The 13,191-nt window shown below is 44.4% G+C and carries 13 protein-coding genes; 10 read left to right on the plus strand and 3 right to left on the minus strand.

The annotated features are described in order from the left end of the window. Positions 1-107 precede the first annotated feature (107 nt). Genes MRBLPE1_RS19870 through MRBLPE1_RS19895 form a run of 6 tightly spaced genes read left to right on the plus strand, consistent with a single transcriptional unit; the run spans position 108 to position 6,295 of the window. Positions 108-965 carry a hypothetical protein gene (locus MRBLPE1_RS19870; protein WP_364148710.1) on the plus strand — a complete coding sequence of 286 codons (858 nt, stop codon included), beginning with the start codon at positions 108-110 and terminating at the stop codon, positions 963-965. Between the two features lie 53 nt (positions 966-1,018). Further along, positions 1,019-2,590: a spore germination protein gene (locus MRBLPE1_RS19875; RefSeq protein WP_414698902.1), complete on the plus strand. Its 1,572-nt coding sequence runs from the start codon at positions 1,019-1,021 to the stop codon at positions 2,588-2,590. Positions 2,591-2,616: 26 nt separating this feature from the next. Beyond that, on the plus strand, positions 2,617-3,813 hold the full coding sequence (locus MRBLPE1_RS19880) for a Ger(x)C family spore germination protein (RefSeq protein ID WP_364148712.1): 1,197 nt from the start codon (positions 2,617-2,619) through the stop codon (positions 3,811-3,813). Positions 3,814-3,817: 4 nt separating this feature from the next. Beyond that, the gene (locus MRBLPE1_RS19885; RefSeq protein WP_364148714.1) at positions 3,818-4,051 is read left to right on the plus strand and encodes a hypothetical protein; all 234 of its coding nucleotides are present in this window, start codon (positions 3,818-3,820) and stop codon (positions 4,049-4,051) included. Positions 4,052-4,067: 16 nt separating this feature from the next. Then, positions 4,068-5,180, plus strand: coding sequence for a GerAB/ArcD/ProY family transporter (locus MRBLPE1_RS19890; RefSeq protein ID WP_364148716.1), 1,113 nt, complete (start codon positions 4,068-4,070; stop codon positions 5,178-5,180). 17 nt (positions 5,181-5,197) lie between these two features. Beyond that, on the plus strand, positions 5,198-6,295 hold the full coding sequence (locus tag MRBLPE1_RS19895; protein WP_364148718.1) for a GerAB/ArcD/ProY family transporter: 1,098 nt from the start codon (positions 5,198-5,200) through the stop codon (positions 6,293-6,295). 63 nt (positions 6,296-6,358) lie between these two features. Here MRBLPE1_RS19895 and MRBLPE1_RS19900 read toward each other — a convergent pair whose 3' ends face one another. The 3 genes from MRBLPE1_RS19900 to MRBLPE1_RS19910 all read right to left on the minus strand — a co-directional run bounded on the left by MRBLPE1_RS19900 (position 6,359) and on the right by MRBLPE1_RS19910 (position 9,343). Further along, complete coding sequence (locus tag MRBLPE1_RS19900; protein WP_364148720.1) at positions 6,359-6,895, minus strand: DUF3231 family protein; 537 nt, start codon at positions 6,893-6,895, stop codon at positions 6,359-6,361. 87 nt (positions 6,896-6,982) lie between these two features. Next, positions 6,983-8,689, minus strand: a complete 1,707-nt coding sequence (locus MRBLPE1_RS19905; RefSeq protein ID WP_364148722.1) for a GMC family oxidoreductase N-terminal domain-containing protein — start codon at positions 8,687-8,689, stop codon at positions 6,983-6,985. Further along, the gene (locus MRBLPE1_RS19910) at positions 8,690-9,343 is read right to left on the minus strand and encodes a hypothetical protein (RefSeq protein ID WP_364148724.1); all 654 of its coding nucleotides are present in this window, start codon (positions 9,341-9,343) and stop codon (positions 8,690-8,692) included. 152 nt (positions 9,344-9,495) lie between these two features. On the opposite strand from MRBLPE1_RS19910, the gene MRBLPE1_RS19915 reads away from it, so the two are divergent. From MRBLPE1_RS19915 to MRBLPE1_RS19930, 4 genes are read left to right on the plus strand one after another with little or no spacing between them, the layout of a single operon-like run. Next, positions 9,496-11,088: a spore germination protein gene (locus tag MRBLPE1_RS19915; protein ID WP_414698903.1), complete on the plus strand. Its 1,593-nt coding sequence runs from the start codon at positions 9,496-9,498 to the stop codon at positions 11,086-11,088. A gap of 18 nt (positions 11,089-11,106) precedes the next feature. Then, a complete protein-coding gene (locus MRBLPE1_RS19920; protein WP_364148728.1) occupies positions 11,107-11,829 on the plus strand; it encodes a GerAB/ArcD/ProY family transporter in 723 nt (240 codons plus the stop codon). Beyond that, complete coding sequence (locus MRBLPE1_RS19925; RefSeq protein WP_364148730.1) at positions 11,777-12,961, plus strand: Ger(x)C family spore germination protein; 1,185 nt, start codon at positions 11,777-11,779, stop codon at positions 12,959-12,961. Before MRBLPE1_RS19920 ends, MRBLPE1_RS19925 begins: the two co-directional genes overlap by 53 nt. Further along, entirely contained in the window at positions 12,958-13,179 is a 222-nt protein-coding gene (locus MRBLPE1_RS19930; protein WP_364148732.1) for a hypothetical protein, read from the plus strand. The genes MRBLPE1_RS19925 and MRBLPE1_RS19930 overlap by 4 nt, the downstream gene beginning before the upstream one ends. The last annotated feature ends 12 nt before the right edge of the window (positions 13,180-13,191 follow it).

Below are 13,191 nucleotides of genomic sequence, written 5' to 3' on the forward strand. Positions count from 1 at the left end.
AAATTTCAAACAAACGAACATCTGAAAACTTATCCATAACTGTAAATAGGTATAAAAACAAGCAACGAAACCATAATAAAGAAATATTCTCGTTATGGGGTGTAACCATGCATTTTAATTCGTATTGGTATCTGGGATTAGGGATCCTTAGCCTACTTCTTCTCGTTTACGTATGTCTGAAAAAAAGAAACAAGCGAAGCCTATTGCTGTTTTTTTTTATGGTAGGTCTCGGTTACTTCATTGAAGCTATCATTTATATTTTCATGGGCAGCTATCAATACTTCCCGAAATTTTTAGCTGATGAACCTTATTATGATAGTAATATGGGAGCGATTGCATCCAATGCGTTAGCTTTACCTTCGGCAGCAGCCTTCATTGCCGTTTTTCGTTTACGATGGATTTGGTTGTTTGTTTTTACAGGCTTATTCGTAGGTATTGAAATATTATTTCTATACCTGCACATCTATTCTCACAATTGGTGGCGCCTAAGCTATACTGCATTAGGCCTTCCAGCATATTTTGCTACGGCTAAAATGCTGCACCTCAAATTGTTACAACCCTTAAAAGGTGCCATTCACTTTTTGATCCTGTTGTTCATTATAGGCCCGATTACAGGTACCTTGCATATTCTCCCTATTATGCTGCTGAACAACAGATATTACCGTCCAGGCTGGTTCGTTAGCCTAGCTCATGATACAACCGCTTTTTCCGCCGTTTATTATATGTGCTTGAGTCTAATCCTTGTGATAACGGTCAAGCTCCATTGGAAATATAAATGGTTAAAATATGCGTTTGTTTCAGCTTTTGCAGCATTAGTAACAATCACTCTGAAAATAGCAGGAATTTTGTATAGCCTTGTGTGGTGGGATCCGATTTATTATATTCTTTTGCCTATGGTTGTTTTGAAGATCGCCATAGTCGTGAGTAAACGCCTATCCATAGGTCCGGTATTAAGGAAGGAATAGGCCTTTCTTCGTTACGATACCGTATACAAGAGAGATCGCGAGGAAATATTGCTATGAAATTAAAAAGAAACTTCAACTCCTCTGGCCAAAGCGGTCAACAACAAATTATCGCGCAAGCGGAACCGCTGTATGCAAGTCTCGATGAAAATATAAAAAAGATCAAAATGGATCTCGGCAACAGCACGGATATCATTATCCGGGAGATCCGGAGCGGCAAAGATAAGAAGACAAAAACAGCCATTCTTTATACGGACGGATTAGCTGATAAACAAGTCATCACGGATTTTTTTATGGAATCGTTAATGCAGGATTCACAAATCGAACCGATCGAGCAGCTTTCTGAAAGCGATAATCGTCTGGAATCATTGAAAGGCATGGCCCTCCAAATTGGAGACAACAAAGAAATTACCGATTTCTCCTCTTTGTATAACTCTATTTTATCTGGAGACACGGTAATTTTATTAGACGGCTGCTTGCAAGGGATTTCTGCCAGCACCCAAGGGTGGAAAAGCCGGGGGATCTCGGAACCTGTCGCTCAAAGCGTCGTTCGAGGCCCGCAGGAAGGCTTTACCGAAACGCTGCGTACGAATACGGCCATGATCCGCAGGAAAATTAAAGACCCTAACCTTTGGCTGGAAACAAAACAAATCGGCAGCGTTACGAAAACCGATGTAGCCATCATGTACATCAAAGGAATCGTCAACGACAAGATTGTCGAAGAAGTCCATAAACGACTTGATAAAATCGACATCGACGGCATCTTGGAGGGAGGATATATCGAGGAGCTGATACAAGATGAACCCTATTCTCCTTTTCCAACCATTAATAACACTGAGCGGCCCGATGTGGTGGCTGCCGAGCTATTAGAAGGCCGTATCGCTATTTTGGTCGATGGGACCCCCTTTGTTCTCATCGTTCCAACCTTGTTTATTTCGTTTTTTCAAACCGCGGAGGATTATTACCTGCGCGCGGATATCAGTACCCTCCTCCGGATCATCCGTTTTATATGCTTGTTTATTGCCATGGTCGGACCGGCAATCTATATAGCGATTACCACCTTCCACCAAGAGCTGCTGCCTACGCAGCTTCTTATCAGTTTAGCTGCGCAGCGGGAAGGCGTACCCTTCCCTGCTTTCATCGAAGCTTTAATGATGGAGGTAACCTTTGAAATTTTGCGGGAAGCGGGTCTAAGAATGCCTCGGCCGATTGGACAAGCCGTATCGATCGTCGGTACGCTGGTCATAGGGCAAGCGGCTGTTGAAGCCGGCATCGTATCGGCATCCATGGTTATCGTCGTGTCGATTACCGCGATATCTAGCTTTGTCATTACGGGATACAGCATGGCAATCTCTATTCGTATGATTCGTTTCATCATCATGGGTCTAGCCGCATCCTTCGGCATTTTCGGGATAGTAGTCGCTTTAATTGCGCTTGTTCTGCATCTTTGCAGCTTGCGCTCCTTCGGAATTCCTTACATGAGTCCGTTTGCTCCTTTAGTGCTTTCCGACTTAAAGGATACGATTTTCCGCCTTCCCCACTGGGCAATGACTTCAAGGCCTCGCTTGATAAATCAGAAGAACGTGATTCGTGAGCAAATGTCCCCGCCCACTAAACCAAAGACTTGAATAAGGTCAAGAAAGGAGCAAACTTAATGAAACGAAAGTATATAGTTTTCATCAGCTGCCTCCTTCTTCTTAACCTGTTAACAGGATGTTGGAATAGACGGGAATTAAATGAGCTAGGGATTTCAGTAGGGATCGGAATCGATAAAGAAGGGAAAGGATACCGGGTCTCTGCCCAGGTAGTCAATCCGGGGGAAGTGGCGTCGGCGAAACCGAGCGGGAACCGTACGCCGGTAACCGTTTATGAAGCAACCGGGGATACGATATTCGAAGCAATACGAAAAATGACGACCACCAGTCCCAGAGTCATTTACATGGCGCATCTTCGCGTGCTCGTGATTGGCGAGGCATTGGCAAGGGAAGGGATCGAGAAACCTCTCGATCATTTCTCCCGGGACCATGAGGTGCGAACGGATTTCTTCATCGTTATCGCGAAGGGTTCGTCAGCCAAGGATGTATTGAAGGTATTAACCCCTGTTGAGAAAATACCGGCAAACAAACTGTTTCTTTCCCTTGAAACATCTCAGAAGGTGTGGGCGCCAACATTGACGACTACGCTGGATGAGCTCATTACGGACATTATTAGCGAAGGGAAAAGCCCAGTCTTAACAGCTGTTAAAGTCACTAACGTAAATAAAGGCCAGTCCCAACAAAACGTGGAATACATAGAGCCTCCGGGTAAATTAAGATATTCGGGTTTAGCCGTATTCAAAGAAGATAAATTAATCGGCTGGTTGAACGAAAAGGAAAGCAAAGGTTATAGCTACATCCGAGATAAAGTAAGGAACACGGTTGGGACTCTTGCATGTCCAGAGGGCGGTAATATAGCCGTAGAGATCATGAAGTCAAAAACGGATGTGAAAGGAAAAGTGAAAAATGGAAAACCGCAAATTGACATCGAAATAAAGACGGAAGAAAACGTGGGCGAGGTGGAGTGCGAAATCGATCTTACAAATAGAGAAACGATCGATATGCTTGAAAAAAGCGCAGAAAAAAAAGTAACGGCAATCATCCTGGATTCCATCCATAAGACGCAGAAAAGACTAAAGGTTGATATTTTCGGATTTGGCGAAGCCATCCGCCGGTCGAACCCTGCAGCTTGGAAAACGTTAAAACAGGATTGGGAGGAACAGTTTTTAAACTTGGAGATCAATGTAAAGGTAGATGTAAAGATTAGGCGTATCGGTACAGTGTCCAATTCGTTCCATAGAGAAAAGGAGGAATAATCAGATGTGGATGATTACGGGAATCGTGGCCACAGCCTCTTTCATTGCCTTGATCGAGGTTCCTCCTTTGTTGAAAGCGAAATTAAAAAGGGAGCTTTGGCTCTTTTCTATCCTGCTTGTGCTTGGAACCGGGTTAAGCATAGCGAAGTCTCTTCAATTCCCTATCCCTAATCCGCTCGACCTGCTCTTTATCATCTTTAAACCATTCAGTGATTTGTTATTCAGCTTCCTAAAGTAATATTGGAGTGAAAAAAATGAGCATCAACATTAAAATTTCAGCTCGTCAATTTACCGTACTTATCATGTTCTATACGGTCGGAACGTCCATATTAGTTATTCCATCAAGCCTGGCTGCGGATGCTGATCAGGATGCTTGGATTGCTGCGATTCTAGGATGGGCATTGGGATTATTAATTGTAGGGATGTTTATATGGTTAGGCCGGCAGCTTTCCAATATGACGCTCATTGAATATAACGAAAAAGTGCTAGGGAAATGGTTAGGCAAGCTCGTCTCCTTCCTATTTATTTTCTTTTCGTTTATAGGGGCTGCTTCTATATTATATTACATGGGAAATTTCATGACGACGCAGGTTTTGCCTGAAACGCCGATCGAGTCCTTTACGATTCTCTTCGCAGGCATTGTCGTCATGGGGCTGCGTCTCGGTCTTGAAGTCATTGCCCGGGCCGCCGAAATCTTATTCCCATGGTTTCTTTTGTTGTTCTTTGTTACTACTCTTTTCCTTTTGCCTGAGATAGAAATTCAAAAAATACAACCGGTATTCGAGGGCGGCATTCGACCGATAATGAAAGGAGTGTTAACATTTGCAAGTATTGCTTCCCTTCCGCTTGTGATTCTCTTGATGATATTTCCTGCTTTCTTAAATAATCAGAAGGACGCAGAAAAAGCCTTCATTATTGGGGCTCTTCTCGGAGGAGTGTTTGTTATCATCATCACCTTTTTAAGTATTTCGATATTAGGGGTAGATTTCAGCGAAAGAAATATGTACCCCAGCTACGCTTTAGCGAAAAAAATAAATGTCGGCAATTTTATTCAAAGGGTAGAAATCTTAGTTGCGGGGATGTGGTTTTTGACCATATTTTTTAAAACCGTATTATACTCCTATAGCTTCTTGAAGGGTCTTGCGCAAATCTTTGGCGTTAAGGAGTATCGTCCCCTTGCTTTGCCTTACGGCATGATTTTGGTCGTATATTCGCTTGTCGTCTATCCGAATGTGACTTATATGATGGATTTCGATTCAAAAATATGGACCCCTTATGCGTTGACGATTGGATTATTGCTGCCGCTTTCCATACTTGGCGTCGGTTTGCTCCGCAAGAAAGTATCCAAACAAATGCATAAAAAGTAAGATTGGAGTGATAGCCAATGACAGGCAACATAAAAATTTCAATACGACAATTTACTGTGCTTGTCATGTTTTATACGATTGGCACGACTATCTTAGTCATTCCATCGAGTCTCGCCGCTGATGCGGAACAGAGTGCTTGGATTGCTGCCATAGTAGGCTGGCTATTAGGTTTATTCGTTGTGGGCCTGTATCTATTGCTCAGCAAACAATTCCCAGCTATGACGATAATTGAATATACGGAAAAGCTATTCGGTAAATGGATAGGCAAACTGATTTCTCTGCTTTTTATTTTTTTTTCGTTCATCGGTGCCTCTTCCGTATTATTTTATATGGGAAATTTCATGACGACGCAGGTTATGCCTGAGACGCCGATTGAGTCTTTTATCATATTATTTGCAGGAATTGTTATGATGGGTCTGCGGCTTGGACTTGAAGTGCTGGCTCGGGCAGCCGAAATCTTATTCCCATGGTTTTTATTGCTGTTTGTTGTATCTACGCTTTTCCTTATACCTGAAATGGATATTCAAAAAATACAGCCTATTACCGAGATTGGCATGAAACCGATCTTTAAGGCTTCGTTATCTTTTGTCGGTACGGCTGCTCTTCCGCTCATTGTTTTTCTTATGGTATTTCCTGCTTGTTTGAATCATCCGGAGAAAGGAGCAAAAGCATTTTTTATAGGGAATTTATTAGGCGGAATATTTGTCATTATTATTACTTTTCTGAGTATTGCGATATTAGGCGCAGATTTCAGTGAAAGAAATATTTACCCCAGCTATGCTCTCGCTAAAAAAATAAATATCGGCAATTTTATTCAGCGGGTAGAGATTCTAATGGCAGGCATGTGGTTTTTAACCATTTTTTTTAAAACTTCATTTTATTCCTATCATTTCGTAACGGGGCTTGCGCAAATTTTCGGGCTTAAAGATTACCGCCCCCTTGTGTTACCCTACGGCATGATTTTGGTTGTATATTCGCTTGTGGTCTATCCGAATGTTGTTTATATGATGGATTTCGACACGAAAATTTGGATCCCTTTTACATTGACAATCTGTCTCTTCATTCCGTTAATTATGCTGATAATCGGTTCGATACAGATGAAAATGAAAAAATGATGTTACCCGGGCATAAAAAAAACCGCAGCATTTGCGGTTTTAACTCTGAAGATTTTACCAGCTTCAAACATGCTCCGGCTGGTAGTAAGGAGGTTGTTTAAACCAACCCTTTTTCATCGCTAAATCCTTTAAAGGTAAAGAATACGTAACCTTCATGATTTGAAATTTGGCAAACATGGCCGCTACATCCGGTCTGACGGCCTCCGTCAATCCCCGGCAAGCATAGTTTATGCCTAATACCATATTGAATTGCAAAAGATTGGAGACTTCCTCGTCGTTTAATTTTGCGCCTTCCGGGATTTCTCGAAAATCTCCGATCGGTTTATCCGGCGTAGACGGAGGAAGAGATACCCCTTCTTCTCTGAGAAATTCCGTAATTTCCTTAATAATCGGGGCATGGACATTGTTTATGATTTCTCTAAGGTTTTCTTTGAGTTCTTCATCTTGGACAATATTGAAGGATATTTGTTCTCCCCTCATGGTTTGCTCTGAAGCAGCCAAATAGAACCATAGATTCATCACTTCTCCTACATGCAAAGGCGGCTTCTTTCCGTCTACAAAAGGTTTTATCGCATCCTTTAAGATCTCCAGCAAATTCATTTTTTCACCTCTTATATCTCATTCTTCACAAATAAGATACCCCCTTTTGTTGTATTCATTCACCAAAGAAATTGCAATGCAGGCATTTTAGCTGAAATACTTGTTCATTATTTTTTCAGCTGTCCGCGTGGCTAAGGCTTGTGTCGTAAGCGTAGGATTTGCTCCTCCTAATCCATTAAAATGAGCGCTGTTATCGGCTATGAATAATCGTTTGACCTGATAAGCTTCGCAATCGGTATCAATGACAAAGCCCATTCTCATTGAGCTTTCCATATGTAGAAACATACCCGGCGGCCAATTGGCGCGGCTGATTTGCCTTGCTCCCGCTTTTTCTAAAATATCGATTGCGATTTTCATTAATATATCCCGGTTCTCTCGAGCCCGTCGACTTGGCATATAACTAACCCGTGGAATCGGGCCATGTTCATCCGCGACATTCGATTCAACGGTAATCCCGTTACGTTGGTCCACGTCATCATCTGCATAAATGGTTATTTGCAATGCGTTTCGATAATCTGCCATTAATCCTGTCAGCTCTGGACCAACGATAAGTCCTTGCGCGTTCCAAGGGGCATCCGGTGCAGGAGGCTGAAGGAAATTATAGCCTGACTCGCTGATCCCATAGCTAAATACGGCAGTTAATCCAGGGCTCAGACCCGTTACCTGAATGCAGCCTACCCCTGGATAGTCCAGCCTTGCGCCTGATGTATGGCCGGCAAACGAATCAATATGCGGCGTTCCCAGGATCGAATATAATACTTTCTCATCAAAGATTCCCGTTACCCAGTCAAAATAGTGATTAACAAGCCCTTTCCCCACCCACTCGTTTTTGGGCAAGTCCGAATTTAACCAGAGTCGCGGACTTTCAATGCAGCCGGCAGCCATGACTACGGTTTTTGCATAGATGTCTTCCGTCTCCCCGGTCCAGGTATCCCGAACCTTTACGCCTATGGCGCGCAGCTCGCCCAGTGGATTTGTTTCCGTTAATATCTTAGTCGTGTACGCATTTGGCCTAATTCGAACATTGCCTGTCTTTAATGCTAGCGGGACATAGCTTACATTAGTGGAGCGTTTGGCTATCTTATCAACCGAGGGCCCATGCGGACAACCGTTAATGCAATGCCCGGCTAACGTGCACCCTTCCATCCAAGATAATTCCTCTAACGAATAATTCGGATTCATCAAATGGCGATTGGGCGGAAGTATGGCATTCGGCTGGGGGCGGTAACCGGGACTCGTCACATCCAGCGTCGAAATTAAAGGCCAGCCAGCTTTTTTGGCCCCATAATAAAACAACTCTTCCTTAGCAGTTGTAGGAGCAAAATCGACAGGCAGCGTAGCTTCGACTTTCTCATAGTAGGGTATCAATTCACGATAAGAAATAGGCCAAACATCATCAACCGCCAGCGGAAATGCCCGGGGGGAATGGGAAAGATAATGCTGCGTGCTCCCTCCCACGCCTGAGTTTTGCCAAATAAACCCTTTCTGTGAAAGTGTCCGGTTCCACGGAGCGCGTCTGCTGTCAGCCGGCCCCCAGCGGACTCTGCCGGATATCAGGTTGTCCATTGTATCCTCTAATTTGTTATAGATCTGTTTAAAGAGAACGACATCCAAATCCTCGGTATTCGAACTGCTTGCCGCTCCCCTTTTGCTGTTCGGTTCCGGCCATCGTTTATTACCGTACCAGGGACCTGCTTCCAAGACCAAAACCTTTAACCCCAAATCTCCGAGCTCCTTGGCAATGACTGCCCCTCCACCGCCTGCACCGATCACGATGACATCTTGATCTGCCATTCAGATCCTCCCTTTCTGATGAGGAAAACGCATTAAGAAACCGCGAAAGTCGCGGTAACCGTAAGAGGGTCCCGGATAACCGACCAGCTTCCAGCTAGGCGGGCAGCATTCGATTCTCTTAAGGTTTGACGGTAAAAATCGGGTCGTTCCATATCCGAACCATTCCGAGTAGTAGCCGAACAATGTTAATTGATTAATGGAAGACATCATGACCTGAACAAGCGCAGGGTTATTTTGAAAGGGCTGCGGAAGACTTTCAAGGGGAACAGCAAGGTGGTCCAGCAAAGTGACCGCACGTAGTCTGTCACTGCGCGGAAGAGTAGAAAATAATCCCTCGCAGGGATACGACAACCCGCTGCTAGGTAATAGCGCATGGTTTAAGTTAAGAAATTGCGCTGCACCGATATCAAGCAATATCGCCGTTGACTTGGAAAGCGGAATGATATTCGGCTCCGCATCTACCGGTATAAACTGGGAAAAATCCAGTTCCTTAATGACGTAATTTTGAATACAAAGTTGTAACGCCCCCGGTGCCTGCTTTGCTTCCGAGGAGCCCGTGCACTCGCACACAGGCGGAATTATAGCATCGACAAGCGCCTGAAATGTCGCCTGGGTATGAAGATCGCGTGTACCCTCAACTCTCCCGGAACTCACCAATGCTTTCACCGCCTACGTTCAAAATGTTTCCTGTTAGAAACTTTATCTTATTGTATTTATGATGTTGTGTTTACATGCCCGGCGGATTTACATATAAAAGGAAATTTTGGATACCATAACGAACAAAGTGACTTTGTTGAAAGGAATATATGATTATGAACACGCGGCGCTTGTTTAAAAAGCTCACCAAAGCTTCCATAAAAAAAATACACGACGAGCGTGCTCAGCAGCAAAACGCAAATCATAGTCAAATACAGCAGCTTTTTACCGATTTACAACAAAACGAACAGCAGCTCCGCTCTATTTATACCAACTGCTCGGACATCGTCTTTCGTTCTTTCATCATTGAAGGCCAGACTAAAGCTATCTTGATCTATATTGACGGTCTTGTCGACTCCGGGGGAATTGAGGCCAATGTCATCTCCCCCCTCATGCAAGAAGCGGACGGGAAAGTATATGCAATCGGTCAGCTCGCTGAGCGGAAAATATCAACGTCGAAAGCAACGCCTTTTAACACCTTTCAAGAATGCGTTGAATATTTATCAAACGGCCTTCCGATACTGCTGCGCGATCAAGAATCAACAGGTCTCGCATTCGGTTTGAATAAATGGGAAAAGCGCCCCATCGAAGAGCCCGTTGCTGAATCTGGCATTCGGGGACCGCGTGAGGGCTTTACCGAAACGCTGCGAACGAATACCTCGCTTATTCGCCGAATTGTGAAAAGTCCTTTGCTCAAAACGGAAACGATGAAAATCGGCGAGTACACCCAGACCAATGTCGTCATCGCATACATCGAGGGGCTAGTCGATACGACATTGGTGGAAGAAGTGAGAACTAGGCTTAAGCGTATCCGAATCGACGGCATTCTGGAAAGTGGATATATTGAAGAATTTATTGAAGATATGCCCTACTCGCCATTTCCGCAGCTCATTTCTACGGAACGCCCCGATGTGACCTGCGCCAATTTGCTTGAAGGGCGGATAGCGATATTGGTTGAAGGAACTCCCTTTGTTTTAATTGCCCCCATCACCTTATTTTCCTTAATGCAGTCAGCGGAAGATTATTACCAGCGGTACTGGGTAAGCACCGCAATGCGTTGGCTTCGTTATATGTTTACTTTGATTGCTTTGCTGCTACCTTCGTTTTATGTAGCGGTTCTGACCTTTCATCAAGAGATGGTTCCTGGCAATTTGCTGTTCAGTATGGCGGTCTCGCGGGAGGGAGTGCCCTTTCCTGCATTAATTGAAGCGCTCATGATGGAAGTGACCTTCGAAGCGCTTCGTGAAGCGGGCGTTCGGCTGCCTAAGCAGGTAGGCTCTGCCGTTAGCATTGTCGGAGCGCTCGTCATTGGCCAAGCGGCGGTTCAAGCCGGCCTCGTGTCTGCGCCGATGGTTATTGTCGTAGCTATCACCGGGATTTCGTCCTTTATGATCCCCCGTTACATTGCCGGTATTGCGATACGGCTGCTGCGCTTTCCGTTAATTTTTCTCGCAGGTTCATTAGGGCTGCTTGGCATAATGATGGGTATTATCGCTATTGTGCTCCATTTGTGCAGCCTGCGTTCTTTCGGTGTTCCTTATTTGTCAGCCATCGCAACTCCAAAAATGAAGGAATTGAAAGACGTGCTGATCCGGGCTCCTTGGTGGATGATGAATACGCGTCCGCGTTTTACAGGGGACTACGATGAGTTCCGGCAAGCGCCAAATCAAAAACCGGGACCTGAACGGGGAGGCGAAGTCTAAAGAAAAGAGGTGAAATGGATGCTGAAGAAAGGAAAAATTTCAGCTTTTCAAATGGCAATTATGCTGTACCCAACCGTACTATTAACGGGATTTCTCGTCCTCCCTACAATTACGGCCCAATATGCGGCTAACGATCTTTGGTTGACCGGCATTCTCGCCTCTTTGATGGGATTTCTTACCGTTTATGTGATGACACGTATGCATGAGATTTACCCGAAACAGACCTTTATCGAGTACAGCGAACATATTATCGGTAAAACGCTTGGAAAAATCATGGGTATCGTATACTTCCTTTATCTTTTGTATATTTCTGGCATTGTTTCCCGTCAATATGCTGAATTCGTGATAGGAAGCTTTTTATTTAAAACTCCGATCCTACTGATCATCTCCTCCTTGGTCTTCCTCTCCGCTGCAGCCGTACGTGGTGGGATTGAAGTGCTTGCCAGAAGTTCTGCCATTTTTACGCCAATCTTTATTTTGCCTCTATTTTTTCTATTACTGCTATTTCCCGAGTTGGACGTAAAAAACATACTTCCGATTCTTAGCCATGGAATGATTCCCGTGATCATATCTCATTTAAGAATATTATCCTTAGAGTTACCAACGTTCTTCACGCTCATTCCGCTGCTTTTGCTACTTGCGGCCGTTATACGTCGAAGAAAATCGGCAGACAAGGGGGTCCAACCTTGTGAAAAACGGTTTAAAATTATGTATTTTACTTACATTATTCGTATTTCTTGAAGGCTGTTGGGACCGTACGGAGCTGAACGATCTCGCGCTTGTTACGGCGATGTCTTTCGACCTGACGAAGGACAAGCAAATTCAAACAACCATACAAGTCATCATTCCGCAAAACCAAGGTGGCGGCTTGTCGGGCGGAGTAAGCGGCGGAGCACCGAAAAAGACAACCATCCGCGGAGAAAAAGGTATAAATATTTCCGATGCGTTGTCAAAGCTGCAACGAAAAATTCCGCGAAGACTGTTTTGGGGACAATGCAAAGTATTTATATTCAGCGAAGAAGTCGCGAAAGCAGGCATCAAGGACGAATTCGATTTTTTGGTTCGTCATCCGCAGCCGAGAGAGAGGGCTTATATGTTTGTAAGCAAAGGAAAAGCGTCGGAATCACTCGAATTGTTCCCGCCGATTGAACGCAGCTCATCGGAAGTGCTGAGGGAATTAGCTGATTTGCAGATTGGGGTTAAGGTTACGCTTGAGCAGTTAAGCATGATGTTGAAAGGGGATGCTGAGGCGGCAGCACTTCCACTCGTTCATATCCTCCCAAAAGTCAAGTCAGCGGAACCGCTTCAAACGATTCCGTATCTCATGGGAGCCGCACTGTTCAAAAAAGACAAAATGGTCGGACAAATTTCGGAAAAAACGACGCGCGGCGTGATGTGGATTTTAAATGAAATCGATGAATATACCGTGACGTTTACGATGGACGGGAATAAAGATCTCGTTTCGTTAAAACCGGTTAAAGCTAAAGTCAAGCTCCTTCCGAAAATCGAAGGCGACAAATGGATGATGACGATCAAGGTGAAAGCGGAGGGAGACATCATTCAGAACGGTACCGAATGGAACCCGATGAATCCAAAATTTCTGGAGAAGATGGACAAGGCTTTTGAGGATGATATAAGAGATCGTATCGATGAAGCGCTTCAAGAGGTCCAACAAAAAAATAAGGCAGATATTTTAGGCTTTGCGACCGCTTTTCACCGGAAATATCCAAAGCAATGGGAGAAAAACAAAGATAATTGGAATGAGCTGTTTCCCAAGGTTGAAGTATTGATCGATGTTAATGCGTCAATCAAGAGACCGGGACTGATTAACGCGCCGGGAGGAATACCTGAAGATGAGGTGCAGGAAAAATGAGACTGGCTTTTTTTATCGGAGTGACGATCGCCGCGCTGCTTATCCTAAGCTTTGAATGGCCGCGAATGAAAGCAAAACCGGCAAAGGACAAGGCGGCGTTAGTATCGCTGCTCCTTATCGGATGGGTGCTGTCTATGCTGGATCTTCCAAACATGCCTGGCCCAACCACGCTGCTTGAAGTCATCTTCTACCCGTTCAGAGGTCTGATTGAAAAATAAAACGAGGTGGTG

Source organism: Paenibacillus sp. LPE1-1-1.1, assembly GCF_040676435.1.
Classification (GTDB): domain Bacteria; phylum Bacillota; class Bacilli; order Paenibacillales; family Paenibacillaceae; genus Pristimantibacillus.